Origin of the sequence: Pararoseomonas sp. SCSIO 73927 (assembly GCF_037040815.1) — a bacterium.
In the GTDB taxonomy this organism is placed as follows: Bacteria; Pseudomonadota; Alphaproteobacteria; order Acetobacterales; family Acetobacteraceae; genus Roseomonas.
In genome coordinates, this window is the sequence record NZ_CP146232.1 from 3,296,747 (window position 1) to 3,318,937 (window position 22,191).

21 protein-coding genes are annotated in these 22,191 nt (G+C 72.4%); 15 read left to right on the forward strand and 6 right to left on the reverse strand.

Annotated features, from left to right (window positions below; translation table 11 throughout):
- Positions 1 to 13: 13 nt before the first annotated feature.
- From ctaD to VQH23_RS15380, 7 genes are all read left to right on the forward strand, one after another.
- Positions 14 to 1,624: a cytochrome c oxidase subunit I gene (ctaD, locus tag VQH23_RS15350; RefSeq protein ID WP_338661613.1), complete on the forward strand. Its 1,611-nt coding sequence runs from the start codon at positions 14 to 16 to the stop codon at positions 1,622 to 1,624.
- Positions 1,625 to 1,677: 53 nt separating this feature from the next.
- Positions 1,678 to 2,634, forward strand: coding sequence for a heme o synthase (locus VQH23_RS15355; RefSeq protein WP_408904215.1), 957 nt, complete (start codon positions 1,678 to 1,680; stop codon positions 2,632 to 2,634).
- Entirely contained in the window at positions 2,634 to 2,786 is a 153-nt protein-coding gene (locus tag VQH23_RS15360) for a hypothetical protein (RefSeq protein WP_338661614.1), read from the forward strand. Before VQH23_RS15355 ends, VQH23_RS15360 begins: the two co-directional genes overlap by 1 nt.
- 4 nt (positions 2,787 to 2,790) lie before the next feature.
- On the forward strand, positions 2,791 to 3,390 hold the full coding sequence (locus VQH23_RS15365; protein ID WP_338661615.1) for a cytochrome c oxidase assembly protein: 600 nt from the start codon (positions 2,791 to 2,793) through the stop codon (positions 3,388 to 3,390).
- Between the two features lie 126 nt (positions 3,391 to 3,516).
- Positions 3,517 to 4,386 carry a cytochrome c oxidase subunit 3 gene (locus VQH23_RS15370; protein WP_338661616.1) on the forward strand — a complete coding sequence of 290 codons (870 nt, stop codon included), beginning with the start codon at positions 3,517 to 3,519 and terminating at the stop codon, positions 4,384 to 4,386.
- A gap of 87 nt (positions 4,387 to 4,473) precedes the next feature.
- Positions 4,474 to 5,163: an SURF1 family protein gene (locus tag VQH23_RS15375; protein WP_338661617.1), complete on the forward strand. Its 690-nt coding sequence runs from the start codon at positions 4,474 to 4,476 to the stop codon at positions 5,161 to 5,163.
- A complete protein-coding gene (locus tag VQH23_RS15380) occupies positions 5,160 to 6,644 on the forward strand; it encodes a carboxypeptidase M32 (protein WP_338661618.1) in 1,485 nt (494 codons plus the stop codon). The genes VQH23_RS15375 and VQH23_RS15380 overlap by 4 nt, the downstream gene beginning before the upstream one ends.
- Positions 6,645 to 6,699: 55 nt before the next feature.
- Here VQH23_RS15380 and VQH23_RS15385 read toward each other — a convergent pair whose 3' ends face one another.
- From VQH23_RS15385 to VQH23_RS15405, 5 genes are all read right to left on the reverse strand, one after another.
- Positions 6,700 to 7,548, reverse strand: a complete 849-nt coding sequence (locus VQH23_RS15385; protein ID WP_338661619.1) for a DUF2272 domain-containing protein — start codon at positions 7,546 to 7,548, stop codon at positions 6,700 to 6,702.
- A gap of 132 nt (positions 7,549 to 7,680) precedes the next feature.
- A complete protein-coding gene (gene lpxK, locus VQH23_RS15390; protein WP_338661620.1) occupies positions 7,681 to 8,670 on the reverse strand; it encodes a tetraacyldisaccharide 4'-kinase in 990 nt (329 codons plus the stop codon).
- 7 nt (positions 8,671 to 8,677) lie between these two features.
- On the reverse strand, positions 8,678 to 10,033 hold the full coding sequence (locus tag VQH23_RS15395; protein ID WP_338661621.1) for a 3-deoxy-D-manno-octulosonic acid transferase: 1,356 nt from the start codon (positions 10,031 to 10,033) through the stop codon (positions 8,678 to 8,680).
- Positions 10,030 to 10,881 (reverse strand): lysophospholipid acyltransferase family protein, encoded by an 852-nt coding sequence (locus tag VQH23_RS15400; protein ID WP_338661622.1) that lies wholly within the window; start codon positions 10,879 to 10,881, stop codon positions 10,030 to 10,032. The genes VQH23_RS15395 and VQH23_RS15400 overlap by 4 nt, the downstream gene beginning before the upstream one ends.
- A gap of 64 nt (positions 10,882 to 10,945) precedes the next feature.
- Positions 10,946 to 11,374, reverse strand: a complete 429-nt coding sequence (locus tag VQH23_RS15405; protein ID WP_338661623.1) for a DUF1489 domain-containing protein — start codon at positions 11,372 to 11,374, stop codon at positions 10,946 to 10,948.
- A 141-nt stretch (positions 11,375 to 11,515) separates the two neighbouring features.
- On the opposite strand from VQH23_RS15405, the gene VQH23_RS15410 reads away from it, so the two are divergent.
- The 7 genes from VQH23_RS15410 to VQH23_RS15440 all read left to right on the forward strand — a co-directional run bounded on the left by VQH23_RS15410 (position 11,516) and on the right by VQH23_RS15440 (position 19,922).
- On the forward strand, positions 11,516 to 13,831 hold the full coding sequence (locus VQH23_RS15410) for a methyl-accepting chemotaxis protein (RefSeq protein ID WP_338661624.1): 2,316 nt from the start codon (positions 11,516 to 11,518) through the stop codon (positions 13,829 to 13,831).
- Positions 13,832 to 13,921: 90 nt separating this feature from the next.
- Positions 13,922 to 14,926, forward strand: a complete 1,005-nt coding sequence (locus VQH23_RS15415) for an aspartate-semialdehyde dehydrogenase (protein WP_338661625.1) — start codon at positions 13,922 to 13,924, stop codon at positions 14,924 to 14,926.
- A 152-nt stretch (positions 14,927 to 15,078) separates the two neighbouring features.
- On the forward strand, positions 15,079 to 15,528 hold the full coding sequence (gene sdhC, locus VQH23_RS15420; RefSeq protein ID WP_338661626.1) for a succinate dehydrogenase, cytochrome b556 subunit: 450 nt from the start codon (positions 15,079 to 15,081) through the stop codon (positions 15,526 to 15,528).
- 13 nt (positions 15,529 to 15,541) lie between these two features.
- Complete coding sequence (gene sdhD / locus VQH23_RS15425; protein WP_338661627.1) at positions 15,542 to 15,949, forward strand: succinate dehydrogenase, hydrophobic membrane anchor protein; 408 nt, start codon at positions 15,542 to 15,544, stop codon at positions 15,947 to 15,949.
- A gap of 166 nt (positions 15,950 to 16,115) precedes the next feature.
- Positions 16,116 to 17,942, forward strand: coding sequence for a succinate dehydrogenase flavoprotein subunit (gene sdhA, locus VQH23_RS15430; RefSeq protein WP_338661628.1), 1,827 nt, complete (start codon positions 16,116 to 16,118; stop codon positions 17,940 to 17,942).
- 14 nt (positions 17,943 to 17,956) lie between these two features.
- A complete protein-coding gene (locus VQH23_RS15435) occupies positions 17,957 to 18,739 on the forward strand; it encodes a succinate dehydrogenase iron-sulfur subunit (RefSeq protein WP_338661629.1) in 783 nt (260 codons plus the stop codon).
- On the forward strand, positions 18,732 to 19,922 hold the full coding sequence (locus VQH23_RS15440) for a TIGR03862 family flavoprotein (RefSeq protein ID WP_338666109.1): 1,191 nt from the start codon (positions 18,732 to 18,734) through the stop codon (positions 19,920 to 19,922). Before VQH23_RS15435 ends, VQH23_RS15440 begins: the two co-directional genes overlap by 8 nt.
- Here the strand turns inward: VQH23_RS15440 and VQH23_RS15445 are convergent.
- Positions 19,919 to 20,806, reverse strand: coding sequence for a dienelactone hydrolase family protein (locus VQH23_RS15445; protein ID WP_338661630.1), 888 nt, complete (start codon positions 20,804 to 20,806; stop codon positions 19,919 to 19,921). The two genes, VQH23_RS15440 and VQH23_RS15445, sit on opposite strands and share 4 nt — an antisense overlap.
- A 181-nt stretch (positions 20,807 to 20,987) precedes the next feature.
- Between VQH23_RS15445 and VQH23_RS15450 the strand changes: the two genes are divergently transcribed.
- On the forward strand, positions 20,988 to 22,172 hold the full coding sequence (locus VQH23_RS15450; RefSeq protein ID WP_338661631.1) for an L-dopachrome tautomerase-related protein: 1,185 nt from the start codon (positions 20,988 to 20,990) through the stop codon (positions 22,170 to 22,172).
- The last annotated feature ends 19 nt before the right edge of the window (positions 22,173 to 22,191 follow it).

Here is a 22,191-nt window from a genome sequence, read left to right on the forward strand (position 1 = left end):
CAGGAAGACAACCATGGCGCACGCCGCGCACGACACCGCCCACGACAATCACGGGCACGACCACCACGACCACGCGCCGGGCTTCGTCTCGCGCTGGTTCTTCTCGACGAACCACAAGGACATCGGGACGCTCTACATCATCTTCTCGGTGGTGGCGGCCTTCCTCGGCGTCGGCCTCTCCGTGCTGATGCGGATGGAGCTGCAGCAGCCGGGGATGCAGATCTTCGCCAACGGCCAGATGTGGAACGCCATGGTCTCCGCCCACGGGCTGGTGATGGTGTTCTTCGTGGTCATGCCCGCCCTGATCGGCGGCTTCGGCAACTGGTTCGTGCCGATCATGATCGGCGCGCCGGACATGGCCTTCCCGCGGCTGAACAACATCTCCTTCTGGCTGATCGTGCCGGCCTTCATGCTGCTCGGCGCGTCCATGTTCGTCGGCCAGGGCGCCGGCGCGGGCTGGACGATCTACCCGCCGCTCTCGGACAGCGCCTACCAGTCCGGCCCCTCCATGGACATGGCGCTCTTCGCCCTGCACCTGGCGGGCGCCTCCTCCATCCTCGGTGCCGCCAACTTCATCGCCACCATCTTCAACATGCGCGCCCCGGGCATGACGCTGCACAAGATGCCGCTGTTTGTCTGGGCGATGCTCGTCACGGCCTTCCTGCTGCTGCTCTCGGTGCCGGTCCTCGGCGGCGCGATCACCATGCTGATCACGGACCGCAACTTCGGCACGGCCTTCTTCAAGCCCGAGGGTGGCGGCGATCCCGTGCTGTTCCAGCACCTGTTCTGGTTCTTCGGCCACCCCGAAGTCTACATCATGATCCTGCCGGCCTTCGGCATCGTCTCCCACGTGCTGTCCACCTTCAGCCGCAAGCCGATCTTCGGCTATCTCGGCATGGCCTACGCCATGGTGGCGATCGGCGTGGTGGGCTTCGTGGTCTGGGCGCACCACATGTTCACCTCCGGCATCTCGGTGGACACGCGGGCCTACTTCATGGCCGCCACGATGATCATCGCGGTGCCCACGGGCATCAAGATCTTCTCCTGGATCGCGACGATGTGGGGGGGCTCGCTCTCCTTCAAGACGCCGATGCTCTTCGCCATCGGCTTCGTCTTCCTCTTCACCGTCGGCGGCGTCACGGGCGTGAAGCTGGCCAATGCCGGCGTCACGGTGATCCTGCACAACACCTACTACGTCATCGCCCACTTCCACTATGTTCTGTCGCTGGGCGCCGTCTTCGGCATCTATGCCGGCTTCTACTACTGGATCGGCAAGATGAGCGGCTACCAGTACCCGGAGTTCTGGGGGAAGCTGCACTTCTGGCTCACCTTCATCGGGGTGAACCTGACCTTCTTCCCCATGCACTTCCTGGGCGCCCAGGGCATGCCGCGCCGCTACCCGGACTACCCGGAGGCCTTCTCCGGCTGGAACATGGTGGCCTCGGTCGGCTCCTACATCTCGGCGGCCTCCTTCCTGCTCTTCGTCTACGTCGTCTTCCTGACCTTCGTCCGGAAGCAGCGGGCCGAGGCGAACCCCTGGGGCGAAGGCGCGACGACGCTGGAGTGGCAGGTTTCCTCTCCCCCGCCGTTCCACACCTTCGACGAACTGCCGCGCATCCGCTGAAGCGCAGCTTTCCATTGCGATTTCAGGCTTCGGAAGGGTAGAAGACACCCGCCATGAGTGACCTGATGAGGAGGGGGGCTGCGGCCCCCCTCGACGTTTCCGCCGACTGGTCGGAGCTGCGGGACTGGATCTCGCTCCTCAAGCCCCGGGTGATGACGCTGGTTGTCTTCACCGGGCTGGTGGGGATGCTGGTCGCCCCCGGCAATATCCACCCCACCCTCGGGGCGGTGGCCATCCTCTGCATCGCCGTCGGGGCGGGCGCGGCCGGCTGCATCAATATGTGGTACGACCGGGACATCGACGCGGTGATGCGCCGCACCGCCCGCCGCCCCATCCCGGCCGGCCGGGTGGAGCCCGGGGCGGCCCTGGCCTTCGGCATCGTCCTCGCCGTGATGTCCGTGCTGCTGATGGGGTTGGCGACCAACGCGGCCGCCGGGGCCTGGCTGGCCGGATCCATCCTCTTCTACGTCCTCGTCTACACCATGTGGCTGAAGCGGCGGACGCCGCAGAACATCGTCATCGGTGGTGCCGCCGGCGCCTTCCCGCCGGTGATCGGTTGGGTGGCGGTCACGGGAGGGGTGGACGTGCTGCCGCTCCTCCTCTTCGCCATCGTCTTCGTCTGGACCCCGCCGCACTTCTGGTCGCTCAGCCTGTGGGCGCATGACGACTATCAGCGGGCCGGCGTGCCGATGCTGCCCGTCACCGCCGGGGCGCGGGAGACGCGGCGCCAGATCATGGCCTACACACTCCTCCTCGCCCCCCTCGGCCTCGCGCCGACCCTGCTGGGGCTGGCGGGCTGGGTCTACGGCGCCTACGCCCTGTCCCTCGGCGCCGGCTTCCTCCTCCACGCCTGGCGCGTGCTGGGCGAGCGACAGGATGCCGCCGGGGTGTCCCTGGAGGGCGACCGGGCTGCCCGCGGGGCGTTCCGCTTCTCCCTCATGCACCTGGCCGGGCTCTTCGCGGCCCTCGCCCTGGATCACTGGCTGCACCTGGCGGGAGTTCTCGGCTGATGGCTCCTGAACCCGCCCGCTTGTCGGATGAGGAGGTGGCCGCCCTCTATCGCCGCCGCCGCGGCCGCAACATCGGGATGCTGGTGGTGCTCGTCGCGCTGGTGGCGATCTTCTACGCGATCACCATGGCCAAGCTGACCTCAGGGGGCTGAGCCGGTGCAGGACCCCGTCGCCCGCCGGAACCGCCGCACCGGGATCGCCGTGCTCGGCGTGGTGGCCGGGATGGCCGGCCTCTCCTTCGCCGCCGTGCCGCTCTACGCCATCTTCTGCCAGGTCACCGGCTACAACGGCACGGTACAGACGGGCGGCCCGGCCGCACCCGGCGCGACGGACCGGCAGGTGACGGTCCGATTCGCCGCCACCACCCATCCCGGCCTGCCCTGGCGGTTCCAGGCCTCGCAGGGCTCCATGCCCGTCCATCTCGGCGAGCAGGGCCTGGCCTTCTACCGCGCGGAGAACGGGACGGACCGGCCGGTGGAGGGGGTGGCCACCTACAACGTGACGCCGGAGGTGGTGGGCAAGTACTTCCACAAGACCGCCTGCTTCTGCTTCGACGCCCAGACCCTGCAGCCCGGCCAGTCCGTGGACATGCCCGTCTCCTTCTGGGTGGACCCCGCCATCGCGCAGGACCCGAACACGCGGGACATCCGCACCATCACCCTCAGCTACACCTTCTTCCGGACGCTGGCGGATGCGGAGCGTACGGGCGCGCTCGCCAGCGCCGGGCCGCATGTCGGGCGCGCCACCACGCCCTGAGGACGGGCAGCCCGCCGCGCTGTTCTGGGGGGCGAACCCTTGATCCCCATCCCCGTTTGCGGGATTGATGCGGGAACGCGCCGGGGCACAGCTCCCCACAACGAGACCCAAGAACCAGGACGTGTTATGGCGACCCTCGATACGACCACCGCCGATATCACGCTCGACCCGAACGAGCCGCCGGCGCCGCACAAGCACCCGTACCACCTCGTCGATCCGTCCCCCTGGCCGCTCGTCGCCTCCTTCTCCGGCGCGGCGCTGCTCTTCGGGATCGTCCTCTGGTCGCACTACAACATCCACTGGATGTTCGGCCTCGGCGTCCTCGGCACGCTGGCCTCCATGTTCTTCTGGTGGCGGGACGTGCTGCGCGAATCGAAGCAGCCGGGCGTCCACACGCCGATCGTGCGCATCGGCATGCGCTACGGCATGGCGCTGTTCATCGCCTCCGAGGTGATGTTCTTCGTCGCCTTCTTCTGGGCCTTCTTCCACTTCGCCCTCTACCCGGAGCACGTCTCCGGCGCGGCGGAGGCGATGTGGCCGCCCAAGGGCATCCACACCTTCGACCCCTTCGGCCTGCCCTTCCTGAACACGATGATCCTGCTGCTCTCCGGCTGCACCGTCACCTGGGCGCACCACGCGCTGATCGAGGGTGACCGGAAGGGGATGATCCAGGGTCTCGCCCTCACCGTCGGGCTCGGCCTGTTCTTCACCTTCCTGCAGGCCGTGGAGTACGCGGAGGCGCCCTTCGCCTTCTCCGGCGGCGGCATCTATCCCTCCACCTTCTTCCTCGCCACCGGCTTCCACGGCTTCCACGTGATCGTCGGCACGATTTTCCTGGCGGTCTGCCTTTTCCGCGCCTGGCGGGGCGACTTCACCCCGCGCCGGCACTTCGGCTTCGAGGCGGCGGCCTGGTACTGGCACTTCGTGGACGTGGTGTGGCTCTTCCTCTTCGTCTGCATCTACGTCTGGGGCGCCGGGCCCATCGCCGAGCACTAAGCCCCGGCCCCACGGATCACCGAACCCCGTCCGGATGGCCGAAAGTATTCGGCCGTCCGGGCGGGGTTCGTCCTTGAAGGGTTCCGCATGACGCCCCGCCGGCGCCGCATCCTCCCGGCCGTGCTGGCCTCCATCCCCGTGCTGGCGGTCCTGCTGGCGCTGGGCACCTGGCAGGTGCGGCGGCTGCACTGGAAGACGGAGCTGCTGGCCACCATCGCGGCGGCGGAAGCCGGGCCGCCAGTGCCTCTCACTGCCGCGCCGCAGCCCTTCACCAAGGTCTCCGTCACCGGGCGCTTCCGCCACGAACTGGAGGCGACGCTCGGCGTCCAGGTGCGCGGCACGGTCCTCGGGACGCAACTCGTCACCCCGCTGGAGGCGGAGGGGCTGCCCCCCATCCTCGTGGACCGCGGCTGGGCGCCGCTGGAGCGGGGCGGCGCCGCGATCGCGCGGCCGGAGGGGCCGGTGACGGTCACCGGCTACGTCTCCCCCCCGCACGGCCGGGACTTCTTCGCCGCCACGGACGACACGGCCGGGCGGCGCTTCTACACCGCCGATGCGCCGGCCATCGGCGCGGCGCTGGGCCTGCCCGGAACGATGCCGGACATGCTGGTGGCCCTGCGGGCGCCCGACACCCCGCGGGACGCCCTGCCGCAGCCCGCCGCGACCCTGCCGCGCCCGTCCAACTCCCATCTCGGCTACGTCATCACCTGGTACGGCCTCGCCGCCTCGCTGCTGGGCGTGCTGATCGCCTGGATCATCCGGAAGGACGACGCGTGAACGCCTCCTATGCCCGCCTCAAGGACCGCTTCGCCCGCATCGCCACCCTCGGGGAGTGCTCGGCGATGCTGGGCTGGGACGCTTCCGCCATGATGCCGCCCGGCGGCGGCGCGGCGCGGGGGGAGCAGCTGGCGGTGCTGGCCGGCCTTTCCCACGCCATGCTGGTCGCGCCGGAGGTGGCCGGGGAACTGGACGAGGCGGTGGCGGAGGGCGCGTGGGACGAGGCGAACCTCGCCCTGATGCGCCGCGCCCATCGCCGGGCCACCGCAATGCCCTCCGACCTCGTGGAAGCGGTGGCCCGCGCCAACTCCGCTTGCGAGAAGGTCTGGCGCGAGGCCCGGCCCCGATCGGACTTCGCCGCCGTGCGCCCCTGGCTGGAGGATGTCGTGCGGCTTCAGCGCGAGACCGCCGCCGCGCTGGCCTCCGCCACCGGCCTCTCGCCCTACGACGCGCTGATGGACGCCTACCAGCCCGGCATCGCCGCCGCCGACGTGGAGCCGGTCTTCGCCGCCTACGAGGCCTTCCTGGCGGAGGCCCTGCCGCGGGCCGAGGCGATCCAGGCCGCCCGCCCCGCGCCGGTGCAACCCGAGGGCCCCTTCCCGACCGAGGTGCAGCGCGCCCTGGGCCGCCGCCTGTCGGAGCGCGCCGGGCTGGACTACGAGCACGCCCGGCTGGACGAGAGCGCACACCCCTTCTGCGGCGGCACGCCCACCGACGTGCGCCTGACCACCCGCTACACGCCGGACTCCTTCGGCCAGGCCCTGCTGGGCATCCTTCACGAGACCGGCCACGCCCTGTACGAGCGCGGCCTGCCCGAGCCCTATGCCCGCCAGCCCGTGGGCGAGGCCGCCGGCATGGCGGCCCACGAATCGCAGAGCCTCATCGTCGAGATGCAGGCGGCGCGCTCCGACGCCTTCCTCGCCTGGCTTGGGCCGGAGCTGCACGCGGCCTTCGGCGGCGACCCGGCAGCCTACTCGGGCGCCAATCTCGGCCGGCTGTGGCGCCGGGTGGAGCGCGGGTACATCCGCACCGAGGCGGACGAGATCACCTACCCCGCCCACGTCATCCTGCGCTTCCGGCTGGAGCGCGCGCTGATCGGCGGCGGCCTCACCGTGGCCGACCTGCCCGGCGCCTGGGCGGAAGGGCTGCAATCCCTGCTCGGCATCACCCCGCCCGACGACCGGCGGGGCTGCCTGCAGGACATCCACTGGTACGACGGGAATTTCGGCTACTTCCCATCCTACACCCTCGGCGCCATGGCGGCGGCGCAGCTCATGGGGGCCGCCCGCGCCGCGCTGCCGGGGCTGGACGCGGCGCTGGGTCAGGGAGATTTCGGACCGCTGCTGGGCTGGCTGCGCACCTCGGTCCACGGCAAGGGCTCGCTGCTCGGCTTCCAGGAGCTGATGACGGCCGCCACCGGGCGTCCGCTGGACCCCTCGGCCTTCATGGACCACCTTCGGGCGCGCTACCTCACGGCCTAGAGGAGATCGCTGGAGGGCGGCACCGCCAGAAAGCGGGAAGCTGCCCTGGCCGCGCTCAGCGCCGGTTCTCGAACACCACGAAGAAGGGCGGCCGCTCCAGCGGCGGCGGCAGGACGACGCCCTGCGCGTCGGTCGGGATGCGGCGGCGGAGCACCACGTCCATCACGTTGCCGCCGATGATGTCGATCGTGCCCCCGCCCGCCCGCACCACGATGTCGCAGTGGGAGGGGCGTGAGCGCCCGCGCTCCGCCATCCGCGCCTCCCAGTTCGACAGGGGGCTGGCCGAGCGGTCGTAGCAGAGCAGGTCGCCCGGGCGCGGCGCGTGGTCGTGGACGTGGTGGGGGATGAAGGCGGCGCCCTGCGGGTCCGCCAGGAAGTTGTCGATCATCCCGTCCATGTAGAAGACGTGCGCCGAGGAGGGCCGGAAGTCGGAGCGAGCCACGCCGGCCGAGTTCATCGCGTAGCTGATGAAGGCCGCCGACCAGGCCGGGGTGTTGTAGGAGGAGATGGCGACGTTCGCCGGCACCACGTTGAAGGGCAGGCCGGAGACGGGGTCGAGCGAGGCGGAGGCGAGGCTCGGCACCGCGATCGTGTCGCGGAAATGCATGTGGGCGTTGATGATCCCCGGCCCGTCCGGCGTGGCGGACCAGTAGGACATCAGCTTGTCGAAGAGCTCGGGCGTGGCGTCCGGCGTGCGGTCCAGCGCCACGGGCCAGCCCTCGACGGCGATGCGCCCCCAGTCCCGCCACTCCCGCTCCGCCGCGGCGACGAGCTGCGCGGCCCCGGGCCCGGCCAGCTGGCGGGCCGGCGCATTGCGCGCCTCCGCGGGCTTGGGGTCGGATGGCGGTGTGGTGGCGCAGCCGGCCACGAGAAGGATCGGGAGGAGAAGGAGCAGCCGGCGCATGGGCGCGTATCGCGCCGCAGCAAGGTTCGGTTTCGTACCGGACAGGCGGAATGTTCCCGGCGCTGCGATCGGCCTTGCGGTGATGCCCGCCCGCCACAGATGCGCGGCCCGGGAACGGGCGCGGCGCCCCGGTCAGGCCGGGACCGGCACGCGCCCGACCAGGGGTTCCAGCATCGCCTCCAGCATCGCCGGCTCCTCCCACTCCAGCCCCACCGTCACCACCGTCACCCGCGCGCGGAAGGCGGGGGGGATCCGGACGAAGTCCTTCTTCGTCGTCACGGGGATGGCGCGCAGCCGGTCCGCCTCCGCCAGCAGCTCGCGCATGTCGCCGGCATCGAAGGGGTAGTGGTCCGCGTAAGGGGCGCGGCCCGCGATGATGGCGCCGGACTCGGAGAGGGTGGCGAAGAACTTCCGAGGATTGGCGATGCCGCAGAAGGCGAAGACGGACTGCCCCATGAGCTGCTTCGCCTCCGGCCCCGGCACGTTGCGGGCGCGCAGCACAGGCAGGCCGGGCGGAAGCATGGCGAGAGCGCCGGCCTCGTCGGCCCCGATCAGCACGGCGGCCCCGGACCGGGCGGCGGCAGCGAGGACCGGCTCGCGCAGCGGCCCGGCGGGGATGACGCGGTTGTTGCCGAAGCCGTAGCTGCCATCGACCGTGAGGAAGGAGAGGTCCTTCTCCAGCGTCGGATTCTGCAGCCCGTCATCCATGACGATGGCCTGCGCCCCGGCCTCCACCGCGGCGCGGGCGCCGGCGGCGCGGTCCGCGGCGATCCAGGTCGGGCGCTCGGCCGCCAGCAGCAGGGCCTCGTCGCCCACCGTCTCGCTGTCGTGGCGGCCGGGCTCCACCCGCGCGGGGCCCTTCAGCGTGCCGCCGTAGCCGCGGGTGAGGAAGTGCACGGCGATGCCGCGGTTCGCCAGGCGCCGCCCGAGGTCCAGTGCCAGGGTGGTCTTGCCCGCGCCGCCGGCGGTGGCGTTGCCGCAGCAGATCACCGGCACGGGCGCGCGCCAGCCAGGCTTCGCCACGCGCCGCGCCGTGGCGGCCGCGTAGAGCGCGGCGATGGGGGAGAGCAGGACTGGCGCGATTCCGCCGCCATCCCCGGTCCAGAAGTCGGGGGCACGCATGGTGCCGTCAGGCGTCCTTATATCCGTGTGCCGCCGCGTCACCGTCCCCTTCGGGGGCGGGGGCGGGCAGGAGGGTCCCGATCGCGGCGGCCATCCGTTCGGGCAGGGCCCCGGCATCCGCCGCGATCCGGGCAGCGGCCGTGGTCATGGACCGGGCCCGGTCCGCATCCGTTAGCACGCCCCCCGCCGCCTCGGCCAGCGCGGCGGCATCGGCCACCCGGAGCGCGGCACCCGCCTCCAGCATCCGGTCCGCGATGGCGGTGAAGTTGCCGGTGTGCGGGCCGAGCAGCACGGGGCAGCCCAGCCGCGCCGCCTCCAGCGGGTTCTGCCCGCCATGGGGCACGAGGGAGCCGCCGATCAGCGCCGCTCCGGCGACGCGGTAGAGCAGCCCGAGCTCCCCCAGCGTGTCCGCGAGGTAGATCGCCGTTTCCGGCCCCGGCAGAGCGCCGGCGGAGCGCAGCGCCGGGTCGAAGCCCTCCAGCTCCCGCGCCAGGGCCGGGCCGCGCTCGGGGTGGCGGGGGGCGATGATCGTCAGCAGGTCCGGAAGGTCTTGCCGCAGGCGCGCATGCGCCTCGGCCACCTGCGCCTCCTCCCCGGGATGGGTGCTGGCGGCCAGCAGCACGGGCCGGGCGCCGATGGCGGCGCGCAGCCTTTCCAGGGCGGGTTCCGGGGCGGGCAGGGGGCGGGCGGCGAACTTCAGGTTGCCCCAGGCGCGCGCCGTACGGGCGCCGAGGGCGCGCAGGCGCTCGGCATCGGCCTCGGTCTGGGCGATGGCGAGGTCGAAGGCCCCGAAGAGCCGCCGCGCGACCCCGGGCAGGCGCCCCCAGCCGCGCGCGGAGCGGTCGGAGATGCGGGCGTTGATGAGCGCCATCGGGATGCCCCTCGCCCGGGCGGCGAGGAGAAGGTTCGGCCAGATCTCGCTCTCGATGAACACCGCGGCGTCCGGGCGCCAGCCGTCCAGGAAGCGGGCGACGTGGGCGGGCACGTCCAGCGGCGCGAAGCGGTGCTGCACGCGGCCGGCGAGCGCCCCGGGCAGGCGATCCGTCAGCAAGCGCGCGGCGGTGAGGGTGCCGGTAGTGACGAGGAAGCGCAGCGCCGGGCGGGCCTCGGCCAGGGCCTCGATCAGGGGCAGCGCGGACTGGCTCTCCCCCACGCTGGCGCCGTGCAGCCAGAGAAGAGGTCCGGGCGGGCGCTCCGCCCCCTCGCCGCACCGCTCCCGCAGGCGGGCGGGGTCCTCCTTGCCCCGGCGGGCGCGGCGGGCGAGCCAGAGGGGCAGCAGCGGTGCCGCCAGGGTCGTCGCCGCGCGCCAAGCCAGCAGCGGGAGGGCGCCGCGCCGGTCCGCTTCCTGAACCCCGCCTGTCACGCCGCGCTGTCCCCGGAGGCGTGGGGCGCATCATCCGGCGGGGTGGGCCTCTCGGCCGGGTGCCTCCCCGGGGCGGCAGGGGCCGGCACGGGAAAGCTTGGAGGCGCGCGCCGGGCGATGGCCCGCACCGCGGCCATTTCCGCCTCGCCCGTGCCCCCGGCGCGGCGCGCGGCCGCCCAGGCATCCACCGCCTCGCAGGCCTCGGTCAGCGCCGCCTCCACCGCCGCGCGCCCGGCCTCGGCCGCGTGGGGCGGCACGGCGAACATGGGATGCAGCAGCATCAGCCCGCGGGAGAAGGGCAGGGGCACCACCATCCGGTCCCAGGAGCGCAGGCGGATGTGCCGGGTCGTGATCCCGGCATAGGGCAGCACCATGGCGCCCGAGACGGCGGCGAGCTGCCCCACCCCCGGTGCCGCAACCCGCCGCGGCCCGCGCGGCCCGTCCGGCGTGATGCACACCACGCCGCCGCCGCGCAGGATGCGCAGCATCGTCCGCAGCGCCTGGCTTCCCCCCTTCGACGTGGAGCCGTGGACCGTCTCCAGCTCGAAGCGCGCCACGACGTTGCCGATGAAGACCCCGTCCCGGTGGCGGGAGACGAGGACCTGCGGCCGCTTCGGGCGCAGCGCCGGGATCTGCCCGATGATGTCCAGCCAGGGGCGCGGGCCGAGGGCGATCCGCTCGTGCCAGAAGGAGAGGATGATGTTGCCGGGCTGCGCCCGGAGCGCCTCCAGGGCCGCGTCGCCGACGAGGGTCCAGCGCGTGGTCCGGTGGACGAGGGCGATGTAGAGCCCCAGCAGCCACGCCATGGCGGCGAGGAAGCGGGGGTGGCGCGTCAGCCGCTTGAGCATGAAGGGGGGGCCATGGGTCGGCGCGGCCTAGCATGGGCCGGGGCCGGGGGCCAGATTCCGGCCCCTACAGAAGACCCAGCTCCGCCAGGGCCTGCCGCATCTTTGGCGGCAGCTCCTCGATGCCCTCCACCCCCACTGCGCCCTCCGACAGGTCCTTCGGCGCGTCGGCGGCCTCCAGGTAGCGCCAGCCCTGGAAGGGCTTCATGGCGCGGGGATGCACCGGCACCAGCCCGGGCTGGAGGACGAGGGCCGTGGCCGCCGCGCCGTCCGCCCGCTTCACCGGCTCGATCGCCAGGATGCGCTGGCGCACCCGCAGCACCCCGGCCACCACCCAGTAGAGGGAGCCCCCGCCCTCCAGGATCTCGGCCGCGCGCTTCGGGGCCATGCGGGTGACGTGGCGCAGCCCTTCCGGCCCGCGGGCGCGCAGAACCTGCCCGCGCTCCATCGCCGCGACGTCCTTCGGCCCCACGGCCAGTTTGATGAGGTGCAGCACGGCGCCCGATCTGCGCCCGCGCCCCCACGGGTGCAAGGGACCGGGCGCTAGGGATGTGGGGCGGGGCGAGGGGTTATCCGGCGGTTAGGGATTCGCACGGATGATCGGGGCACGGTCACAGCCGAGGAGCCCTTCCAGGCCATGCGCGCCTTCCAGAACCTTTCCGTTGCCCGGAAGCTCGGCGCAGCCGCCGGGCTCACACTCTGCCTTCTCGGGGGCCTTGTCGGCCTCGTCTGGTCCGAGCTGCAGGACGTCTCGCAGCAGCAGGAGCGGCTGCGCGTGGCGGCGCGCGTGCAGGCCGTGATGGAGCAAGCGGCCGGCCGGGCCGCCCAGGCGCCGGTGCAGGAGGCGCAGCTGGGCAACGCCCAGGACCTGCCCGCTGCCCGGGCCGCCGCCGCGGAAGCTGGCACCGCCCTCGGCGCCGCGCGGAAGCTGGTGGAGGAGGCCGCGGCCGAGATCACCCTTCCCGCCGCGCGGGAGGCCGCGCTGGCCGCCCTGCCCGAGACGCGCCGCTACGAGGCCGCCATTGGCCACATGCTCGAGGCCCGCGCCCGCATGATCGAGGCGCGGGACGACCGGCTCTACCGCCTGACCGCCGAGTTCGACCAGGGGATGGAGGCGGTGCTCGGCGCCCTGGAGTTCGAGGTGCCCGACCGTTCCCAGGTGGACGAGGTGCGGGGCCGCGTGATGGCCTTCGGCAACGCGGTGAACGAGGCGCGGCTGGCGATCCAGCGCTTCCTCGTCACCGGGGAGGACGGGCAGGCCCGCCGCGTGCGGCGCGCGATCGCGCAGCAGCGCGTCCACCTGCGGGGCGTGCAGTCCTACGCCGTGACGGCGCGGCTGAAGGACGACGTGGCCCGGATCGGCACCGTGGCCGCCGGCCTGGCCGAGGGCTGCGAGACGATCCTCACCTCCCTGGCGGAGGTGGCGAAGGTCCAGGCCGAGGAGACCGGGCCCGCCGCCGCCGCGCTGCGCCAGAGGCTGGGCGAGGCCACGGGCCTGCTGCAGGAGGATGCCGCGGGGCGCAGCGCGGAGATGGCGTCCGGGCTGGGGAGCGTGGTGGGCTTCACCCTCTGGATCGGCGCCGCCGTGGCGCTGATCCAGCTCCTCTCCTCCTGGGCCGCCAGCCGGGCCATCGGCGGGCCGCTGCGCCGCGCGGCGGTGCGGGTGCGCGCCATCGCTTCCGGCGACACCAGCCCGGGCGGAGCCGACGAGACGCGGGACCGCGAGGGGCGCGACGAAACGGGCCGCATCGCCGCCGCGCTGGAGGAGCTGCGCGGCACGGTGGGCCGCGCCTTCGCCCAGGCCCAGATGATCGAGCAGATGCCGCTGGGCCTGATGGCCGCCGATCCCGCGCTGCGCGTGACCCACGCCAATGCGGAGATGGCCGAGGTGCTGTCCCGCCTGGGCGTGACGGAGCCGGTGGTCGGCCGCGCGCTGGAGGAGCTGCCGCTGGAGGGGATGGCCGGGCTGCGCGCCACCCTGGCGGACCCCGCCGCCCTGCCGCACCGCGCCCGGCTGCGCGTGGGGGAGGAGATGGTGGACCTGCAGGCCAGCGCCATTACCGACGGCACGGGCGCCTATGCCGGCCCGATGCTGACCTGGCGCCTGGTGACGGAGGAGGCCCGCCTGGCCGACACCTTCGAGGCCGAGGTGGGCGGCGTGGTCGAGGCCTTGGCCGGGGAGGTGGAATCGCTCCGCCGCGCCGCCGGCGGCGTGCACGACACCGCCGGGCGGTCCGGCCGGGAGGCCGCGCAGGTGGCCGACGCCGCCGCCCGGGCGAGCGGCGAGGTGGGCGCCGTGGCCGCCGCGGCCGAGGAGATGGCCGCGAGCATCACCGAGATCACCCGCCGCGTGGCCGAGGCCGCCGAGGTGGCCGCCCAGGCCGTCTCCGAGGCCCGCGCCACGGATAGCACGGTGCGCGGGCTGGCCGAGGGCGCCGCGCGGATCGGCGATGTGGTCCGCCTGATCGGCGACATCGCCGGGCAGACAAACCTGCTGGCGCTGAACGCCACCATCGAGGCGGCCCGCGCCGGCGAGGCGGGGCGCGGCTTCGCCGTGGTGGCGAGCGAGGTGAAGACCCTGGCCGCCCAGACCGCGAAGGCGACGGAGGAGATCTCCAGCCAGATCCAGCAGATGCAGGCGGCGACCACCGGGGCGGTGGAGGCGATCCGCGGCATCGGGGAGACGGTGGAGCGCACCAGCGGCATCGCGACCGCCATCGCCGCCGCAGTGGAGGAGCAGGGCGCGACCACGCGGGAGATTGCCCGCAGCGCCGCCCAGGTGGCCGGGGGCACGGACACGGTGAACCAGGCCATCGCGGGCGTCCGCGCCGCGGCGGAGGAGACGGGGAGTGCTGCCGGCGGCATGCTCTCCGCCACCGAGGCGCTGGCGGGGCAGACGGCCATCCTGCGGGAGAAGTCCTCGGGCTTCCTTCGGGCGGTGCGCGCCGCCTGAGGCGGAAGGCGGGTTGCAGGAGGGGGGCGCGCCACCCTATCTGCGGCCCGCCCTTCCCGGCCGGGATGCTGGCGGGGAGGGGTTTCGGGCATGGCTCATCGGATCGCGGTCACCGGCGCCACCGGGCAGGTGGGGCGGGAGATCATCAAGACGCTCGCGGAGCGGGAATTCCCTGTGGCCTCCATGGCCGCCCTCGGTTCGGGGCGCTCGGTCGGCGGCTCGCTCTCCTTCGGGGAACGGGACGTGAAGGTGGAGGCGGTGGAGCGGCACGACTGGGCCGGGACCGACCTTCTCTTCCTGGCACCGGGCACGGTCGGGCCCGTGACCCTGGCTCGCAAGGCGGCGGCGGCCGGCTGCGCCGTGGTGGATGCCAGCGGCTTCGCCAACCCCGACGCGCCGGTGATGGTGCCTGAGGTGAACCCGGGCGTGCTGGCGGCCGATCCCCGGATCGTCGCCTCCCCTGTGGCGGGCGCCATTCTGCTGGCGATGGTGCTGCACCCCCTTCAATCCCTGGCCGGGCTGGTGCGGGTGTCCGTCACCTCCCTCCAGCCCGTCTCGGGGGCGGGGCGTGAGGCGATGGATGAGTTGTTCAGCCAGACCCGCGGCGTCTTCGTGAATGATCCCTCGGTGCCGGAGCAGTTCCCCAAGCCCATCGCCTTCAACCTCATCCCCCAGGTCGGCGCCTTCGGCGAGGGCGGGCTGACGGATGAGGAGGAGGCGATCGCGGAGGATGCCGGGCGCCTGCTGGGCGGCGTACCGGTGGCCGCCACCTGCGTTCGGGTGCCGGTCTTCATCGGGCAGTGCCTGACGATCCAGGCGACCTTCGACCGGCCGGTGGATGAGGCGGAGGCGCGGGAGGCGATCCGCGGCGCGCCCGGCCTGACCCTGCTCGATCGGCGGGACGATGGCGGTTACGTCACCCCGCTGGACACGGTGGGGGAGGACCCGATCTTTGTCTCCCGCATCCGGCCCGATGCGACGGTGCCCAATGGACTCGCCCTGTGGTGCGCGGGGGACAATCTGCGCAAGGGCGGCGCCCTGAACGCGGTTCAGATCGCTGAGGAGTTGTTGCGGCGCGGCGCCCTACGGGGTTGAAGTTACAGGGGTATGGCAAGCCCCCCGGCATTCTACTTGCGACCCCTTCGCAACGCCTTGATTTCGTGAGATTGACGCTTCGCGGTGCCGCACCATAAAAGCGGCCAGCCCCGCGCGGACGTGTCGCGCCCGGCAGCATTGCAGGACGCCGCATGGCCCATAACCCCGACGCGCGCGAAGCCCTCATGATCGGCACCCGCACGGACGGCACCACCGTCCGCCGGCCGCTCTCCCCGCATCTGCAGGTCTACGACATGCTGCAGATGTCCAGCGCCACCTCCATCTCCCACCGCATCACCGGCAGCGCCTGGTCGGTGGGGCTGGTCTTCTTCGTGTGGTGGATCCTCGCCCTGGCGGCGGGGCCGGAATCCTACGCGCGGGCCCAGTGGTTCTTCGGCAGCTTCGTCGGCGTGATCGTGCTCCTCGGGCTCACTGCCACCGTCTGGTACCACACGCTGAACGGCGTGCGGCACCTCGTCTGGGATGCGGGCTACGGCTACGACATCCCGACCACCTACCGCACGGGCTGGGCCGTGATCATCGGCACCGGGGTGATGACGGTCCTGACCTGGATCGTCGGCATCATCGCCTGGGCTTCGTGAGAGGAGCGCGCCGATGAGCGAGCACATCCCGGCGGCGAACCGCCAGACCAGCATGCAGACCGGGCTCGGCCGCGTGCGCGGCTCGGGTTCCGCCCGGAACGGCACCCACCACTGGTGGATGCAGCGCGTCACCTCCGTCGCGCTGCTGCCGCTGACGCTCTGGTTCGTCTTCGGCATCGCGATCCACGCTGGCGCCCCCTGGGAGGTGATGGCGGAGTGGGTCGGGCGGCCCTTCAACGCCGTGCTGATGATCCTGCTGATCGGGATCACCTTCCACCACACGGAGGCCGGGCTGCAGGTGGTGATCGAGGACTACATCCGCCCCGAGCGCCGCGCGATGGTGGCGGGGCTGGTCATCAAGGGGATCTGCCTCGTCCTCGGCCTCCTCTCCGCGCTGGCCGTCGTCAGGCTGGCGGTCTGATGCGCCCGGCGCGGCAAGACCTTCCGGGCCGCGCGGGGACCTCCCATATGTTCGCCGGGCGTTCGCGCGCCCGGCCGTCGCGCCTTCCCGGGCGCAAGTGCTTCAGCGCCCGCCAGGGTGCCACGACATGCGCCGCGACCGGCGCCAGGACGTACGAGAACCCGCAATGAACGCCATCAGCCAGCCTCCGCGCCCCGGCCTCAACGGCGGCGCCTATCGGATCGTGGACCACACCTATGACGTGGTGGTGGTGGGGGCCGGCGGCGCCGGCCTTCGCGCCACCTTCGGCATGGGCGCGGCGGGGCTGAAAACGGCCTGCATCACGAAGGTCTTCCCCACCCGCTCCCACACGGTCGCCGCCCAGGGCGGCGTCGGCGCCTCCCTCGGCAACATGGGCGAGGATGACTGGCGCTGGCACATGTACGACACGGTGAAGGGCTCCGACTGGCTCGGGGACCAGGACGCCATCGAGTACATGTGCCGGGAGGCCGTGCCGGCGATTATCGAGCTGGAGCACTACGGCGTGCCCTTCTCCCGCACGGAGGACGGCAAGATCTACCAGCGGCCCTTCGGCGGTCACATGCAGAACTACGGCAAGACGCCGGCCATGCGCGCCTGCGCCGCGGCCGACCGCACGGGCCACGCGATCCTGCACACGCTCTACCAGCAGAGCCTGAAGCATAACTGCGAGTTCTTCGTCGAGTACATCGCCCTCGACCTCATCATGGACGAGGACGGCGCCTGCCGCGGCGTGATGGCCTGGAACCTCGAGGACGGGTCCATCCACCGCTTCCGGGCCCAGACCACGGTGATGGCGACCGGCGGCTACGGCCGCGCCTACTTCTCCTGCACCTCCGCCCACACCTGCACCGGCGATGGCGGCGGCATGGTGCTGCGCGCCGGCCTGCCCCTGCAGGACAACGAGTTCGTGCAGTTCCACCCCACGGGCATCTACGGCTCCGGCTGCCTCGTCACCGAGGGCGCGCGCGGCGAGGGCGGCTACCTGACGAACTCGGAGGGTGAGCGCTTCATGGAGCGCTACGCCCCGACAGCGAAGGACCTCGCCTCCCGCGACGTGGTGTCCCGCGCCATGTCGATGGAGATCCGCGAGGGCCGCGGCGTGGGCGAGCACAAGGACCACATCCACCTGCACCTGGAGCACCTGGGCGCGGAGCTGCTGCACGAGCGCCTGCCCGGCATCTCCGAGACGGCGAAGATCTTCGCCGGCGTGGACGTGACGAAGGAGCCGATCCCGATGCTCCCGACCGTCCACTACAATATGGGCGGCATCCCCACGAACATCCACTGCGAGGTGCTGCGCCCCACCGCGACGGACCAGGACGCGACGGTCCCCGGCCTGATGGCGGTGGGCGAGGCGGCCTGCGTCTCGGTCCACGGCGCCAACCGCCTCGGCACCAACTCGCTGCTCGACCTCGTCGTGTTCGGCCGCGCCGCCGCGCACCGCGCGAAGGAGACGATCCGCCCCGGCGCCGTGCAGGCGCCGCTGCCGGAGGGCGCGGGCGAGAACGCGCTCGCCCGGCTGGATCGCGTCCGCTACGCGAAGGGCGACACCTCGGTCTCCGAGCTGCGGGTGAACATGCAGCGCACCATGCAGAACCACGCCGCGGTGTTCCGCACCTCCGACCTCCTGAAGGAGGGCGTGGAGAAGATGGCGAAGGTGGCCGATGGTTACAGCGACATCCACATCAAGGACCGCAGCCTGATCTGGAACAGCGACCTCGTCGAGGCGATGGAGCTGGACAACCTCATCGGCAACGCCCTGACCACCGTGGTCGGCGCCGAGGCCCGGCACGAGTCCCGCGGCGCCCACGCGCACGAGGACTACCCCGACCGCGACGACCAGAACTGGATGAAGCACACGCTGGCCTGGGTGAACGACCAGTACCGCGTGAAGCTCGACTACCGGGACGTGAAGATGCGGACCCTCACCAACGAGGTCCAGGTCTTCCCGCCCAAGGCACGCGTCTACTAGGAAGCCCCGGAACCATGGCGACCTTCACCCTCCCGAAGAACAGCACGGTCCAGCCCGGCCAGACCTACAAGGCCGAGGCCGGGGCGAAGAACGTGCGCTCCTTCAAGATCTACCGCTGGGACCCGGACACGGGCGAGAACCCGCGGATGGACACCTACGAGATCGATCTCGACAAGTGCGGCCCGATGGTTCTGGACGCGCTGATCAAGATCAAGAACGAGGTGGATACCAGCCTCACCTTCCGGCGCTCCTGCCGCGAGGGCATCTGCGGCTCCTGCTCGATGAACATCGACGGGCTGAACACCCTGGCTTGCCTCAAGCCGATCGAGGACGTGCAGGGCGACGTGCGGATCAACCCGCTGCCGCACATGCCCGTGGTGAAGGACCTGGTTCCGGACCTGAGCCAGCTCTACGCGCAGCTCCGCTCGATCGAGCCCTGGCTGAAGGCCGACACGGCCGCCCCGCCGGACGAGGAGCGCCGCCAGTCCAAGGAGGAGCGCGCGAAGCTCGACGGACTGTGGGAGTGCATCCTGTGCTTCTGCTGCTCCACGGCCTGCCCCTCCTATTGGTGGAACGGCGACCGCTATCTCGGCCCGGCCGTGCTGCTCCAGGCCTATCGCTGGATTGCCGACAGCCGCGACGAGTACCAGGGCGACCGCCTGGACCAGCTCCAGGACCCGTTCCGGCTCTATCGCTGCCACACGATCATGAACTGCGCCCGGACCTGCCCGAAGGGGCTGAACCCGGCCGCGGCCATCGGCGAGATCAAGACCCTGCTGGTCGAGCGCGATCGCTGATCTGACCGCGATCGTCGTCGGCGCCGGCCCCGCGGGGCTGGCGGCGGCGGAACTCCTTTCGGAAGCGGGCATCGCGGTCACTGTTCTGGACCGTATGCCCAGCCCCGCGCGCAAGCTTCTCATGGCCGGGCGCGGCGGGCTGAACATCACCCATACCGAGCCGCTGGACGCCTTCCTGGCCCGCTACGGCGTGGTGCGGGAGAGGCTGGAACCGGCGATCCGCGACTTCCCGCCGGATGCGGTTCGCGCCTGGTGCGAGGGGTTGGGCCAGCCCACCTTCGCCGGCACCAGCGGCCGGGTTTTCCCCGATGCAATGAAGGCCGCGCCGCTGCTGCGCGCGTGGCTCGCGCGGCTGGCGGGGCGGGGCGTCACGCTGCTGTCCCGCCACGAATGGGCGGGGTGGGACGAGTCCGGCGCGTTCCTGTTCAACCGCCCGGGCGAAGAGCCGCTGCGCCTGGTGCCGGACGCCGCGCTGCTCGCCATGGGCGGCGCGTCCTGGCCGCGGCTCGGCTCGGATGGTGGCTGGGCGCCGATCCTGGCCGCGCGCGGCGTGGCGGTGGCGCCCTTCGCGCCGGCCAATTGCGGCATCCTGATCGACTGGTCCGCCCATCTGCGGGGCCGCTTCGCCGGCGCGCCGCTCAAGCGCATCGCCATCACCTTCGGCGGGCGCACCGTGCGGGGTGAGACGATGGTCACGGCGCACGGGCTGGAGGGGGGCGCGGTCTACGCGCTCTCCGCCGCGATCCGGGACGCCGTCGCCGCCCATGGCGAGGCGCGGATCACCCTCGACCTGCGCCCGGACCTTCCGGCGGACGAGGTGGCGCGCCGGATGGATGCCCCGCGCCGCGGCCAGTCCCTCTCCAACCACCTGCGCCGCCAGCTCTCCCTGGCACCCGCCGCCATCGCCCTGCTGCGGGAAGGGGAGGGCCCGCCGGAAGCGTCGGTGAAGGCGCTGAACCTCCGCGTCACCGGCGTGTCCGGGCTGGACCGCGCCATCTCCTCGGCCGGCGGCATCCGGTGGGAGGAGATCGGCGACGATTACGTGGTCCGCCGCATCCCCGGCCTCTTCGCGGCCGGGGAGATGCTGGACTGGGAGGCGCCGACGGGCGGCTACCTCCTCACGGCCTGTCTCGCCACCGGGCGAGCCGCTGCCCGGGGCATGCTGCGGGCGATGGGGCGCTAGGCGACGCCGTTCCCCTTCAGGAAATCGAGCATCAGCCGCCACCCGGCCTTCGCCGGCTCCTCGCGGTAGCTCGGGCGGTAGTCGGCGTGGAAGCCGTGCGGTGCGCCCGGGTAGATCACCAGGGTGAAGCGCTTGCCGGCCTCCCGCATCCGGGTCTCCATCGTCCGCAGCCCCTCCACGGGGATGCCCGTATCGGCCTCGCCATAGAGGCCGAGGATGGGGCACTTAATGTCCGCCGCCATATCCAGCGGCACGCGCGGGGTGAGAGCGCTGGCCTGCCCGGCCACCGGCCCGTACCAGGCCACGCCCGCCTTCAGCCGCGGGTTCTGCGCGGCATAGGCCCAGACGTTACGCCCGCCCCGGCAGAAGCCGATGATCGCGAGCTTCTCGCCGTTGCCGCCGTCGGAAGCCGCCCAGGCGCAGGTGGCGTCCAGGTCGCGGAACAGCTCGTCATCCGGCTTGCGCATGGCGATGGCGGCGGCCGCCTGGACGTTCTCCGCGCTCTTCGGGTCGCCCTGGCGCACGTAGTAGTCCGGCGCCACGGCGAGGTAGCCCTCCGCCGCCAAGCGGCGGCAGACGTCCTTGATGTACTCATGCAGCCCGAAGATCTCCTGGCACACGACCACGACCGGCCAGGCGCTCCCGCGGGCCGGGCGGGCGCGGTAGCCGGGGATGTCGCGGTCCCCTGCCGGGATCATGACGTCCCCCGCCACCAGCCCGTCGGCCGGGGTGGTCACGATCGTCTGCGCCATCACCGGTCCGGCGGCGAGGGTGTAGCCCGCCACGGCACCGGAGGAGCCGAGGAAGCCGCGCCGGCCCAGGCGCTCGAGGAGGGGAGGGGAGATCATCTCCCCGGCGGGCGGGGTCTCGGGCAGCCGGTCCATGGGTCGTTTCCTCTCGGGATGGCGGCAGCTTACACGCGGCGCCCCCTCCGGCGCGCTGCCTTCAAGGAAGCTTCATCCCCGGCCCGGACGAACGGTCGCGACGCCCCGGCGTTATCGCGCAACGGCCCTGCCCGGTCCGTCCAGCCGGGACACCCGGGCCAGAACGTCCGAGGAGACTCCCATGCCCTCCAACGCCTCTGCCGGCGGACGCCGCGCCGCCCTGCTCGGCGCCGCCGCCAGCCTCGCCGCGCTGCGGACCGCCGCTGCCGAAGCCCAAACCTCCCAACCCCAAACCTCCCGACCCCTGGCGGCCGCCCCGCAGCAGGCCGCCGCGCCCGGCGCCGGGCTGGAGCGCGTGGCGGCTTTCGAGGCGCAGGTCACCGGCGTCGCCGTCTCGAAGGACGGCCGCATGTTCGTCTGCTTCCCGCGCTGGGAGAAGGACGTGGAGATCTCGGTCGCCGAGGTCGGGCGCGACGGCTCCCTCAAGCCCTATCCGGACGCGGAGTGGAACGCCTACCGCAACGCCGCCCCGCGCGACCTGGCGAACCACTTCATCTGCGTGCAGAGCGTGACGGTGGACCCGCAGGGCTTCCTGTGGATCCTCGACCCGGCCGCGCCGGGGAACGAGTTCAACATGCCCGGTGGCGTGAAGATGCTGAAGGTGGACCTCGGCAGCAACAAGGTGGTCCAGACCGTCGCCTTCGACAGCGCCTCGGCCCCGCAGGGCTCCTACCTGAATGACGTGCGCGTGACGCCGGACGGGCGCTGGGCCTTCATCACGGATAGCGGCCAGCGCGGCGCCATCGTGGTGGTGGACCTCTCCACCGGTCGCGCGCGCCGCGTGCTGGACGGCGCCGGCCCGACGCAGCCGGAGCCGGACGTGATTGTGAAGGCGGGCGGGGGGGAGCTGCGCCGCACGGATGGCCGCCCCACCCTCTTCGCCGCGGACGGCATCGCCCTCGATGCGGAGGGCCGGTACCTCTACTGGCAGGCGCTGACGGGGCGCACCCTCTACCGCCTCCCTGTCGCCTCCCTCACCGACGAGAGCATCCCTCCCACGCGCCTCGCCTCCGCCGTGGAGAAGGTCGGCACCACCTGCGTGGCCGACGGCTACTGGATGGACCGTGCCGGCAACCTCTACGTCACCAGCCCGGAGGACGACTCCCTCAAGGTGCGCAGGCCGGACGGGCGGATGGACGTGCTGGTGCAGGACAGGCGCCTGCGCTGGCCGGACAGCCTGGCCGAGGGACCGGACGGGGCGATCTACGTCACCTCCTCCCAGATCCAGGACATGGCCCGCTACCATGAGAGGGGCGCCACCCCGCAGCAGGCCTACGCGCTGTGGCGCGTGCAGCCCGCGCGCTGAAGCAGGGAATGACACGGCC

Bases quoted from the DNA above. Each gene is read 5' to 3' on its own strand.
- ctaD (WP_338661613.1), top strand. From the start codon at position 14: ATGGCGCACGCCGCGCACGACACCGCCCACGACAATCACGGGCACGAC.
- VQH23_RS15355 (WP_408904215.1), top strand. From the start codon at position 1,678: ATGAGTGACCTGATGAGGAGGGGGGCTGCGGCCCCCCTCGACGTTTCC.
- VQH23_RS15360 (WP_338661614.1), top strand. From the start codon at position 2,634: ATGGCTCCTGAACCCGCCCGCTTGTCGGATGAGGAGGTGGCCGCCCTC.
- VQH23_RS15370 (WP_338661616.1), top strand. From the start codon at position 3,517: ATGGCGACCCTCGATACGACCACCGCCGATATCACGCTCGACCCGAAC.
- VQH23_RS15375 (WP_338661617.1), top strand. From the start codon at position 4,474: ATGACGCCCCGCCGGCGCCGCATCCTCCCGGCCGTGCTGGCCTCCATC.
- VQH23_RS15385 (WP_338661619.1), bottom strand. From the start codon at position 7,548: ATGCGCCGGCTGCTCCTTCTCCTCCCGATCCTTCTCGTGGCCGGCTGC.
- lpxK (WP_338661620.1), bottom strand. From the start codon at position 8,670: ATGCGTGCCCCCGACTTCTGGACCGGGGATGGCGGCGGAATCGCGCCA.
- VQH23_RS15400 (WP_338661622.1), bottom strand. From the start codon at position 10,881: ATGCTCAAGCGGCTGACGCGCCACCCCCGCTTCCTCGCCGCCATGGCG.
- VQH23_RS15410 (WP_338661624.1), top strand. From the start codon at position 11,516: ATGCGCGCCTTCCAGAACCTTTCCGTTGCCCGGAAGCTCGGCGCAGCC.
- VQH23_RS15415 (WP_338661625.1), top strand. From the start codon at position 13,922: ATGGCTCATCGGATCGCGGTCACCGGCGCCACCGGGCAGGTGGGGCGG.
- sdhC (WP_338661626.1), top strand. From the start codon at position 15,079: ATGGCCCATAACCCCGACGCGCGCGAAGCCCTCATGATCGGCACCCGC.
- sdhD (WP_338661627.1), top strand. From the start codon at position 15,542: ATGAGCGAGCACATCCCGGCGGCGAACCGCCAGACCAGCATGCAGACC.
- sdhA (WP_338661628.1), top strand. From the start codon at position 16,116: ATGAACGCCATCAGCCAGCCTCCGCGCCCCGGCCTCAACGGCGGCGCC.
- VQH23_RS15435 (WP_338661629.1), top strand. From the start codon at position 17,957: ATGGCGACCTTCACCCTCCCGAAGAACAGCACGGTCCAGCCCGGCCAG.
- VQH23_RS15445 (WP_338661630.1), bottom strand. From the start codon at position 20,806: ATGGACCGGCTGCCCGAGACCCCGCCCGCCGGGGAGATGATCTCCCCT.
- VQH23_RS15450 (WP_338661631.1), top strand. From the start codon at position 20,988: ATGCCCTCCAACGCCTCTGCCGGCGGACGCCGCGCCGCCCTGCTCGGC.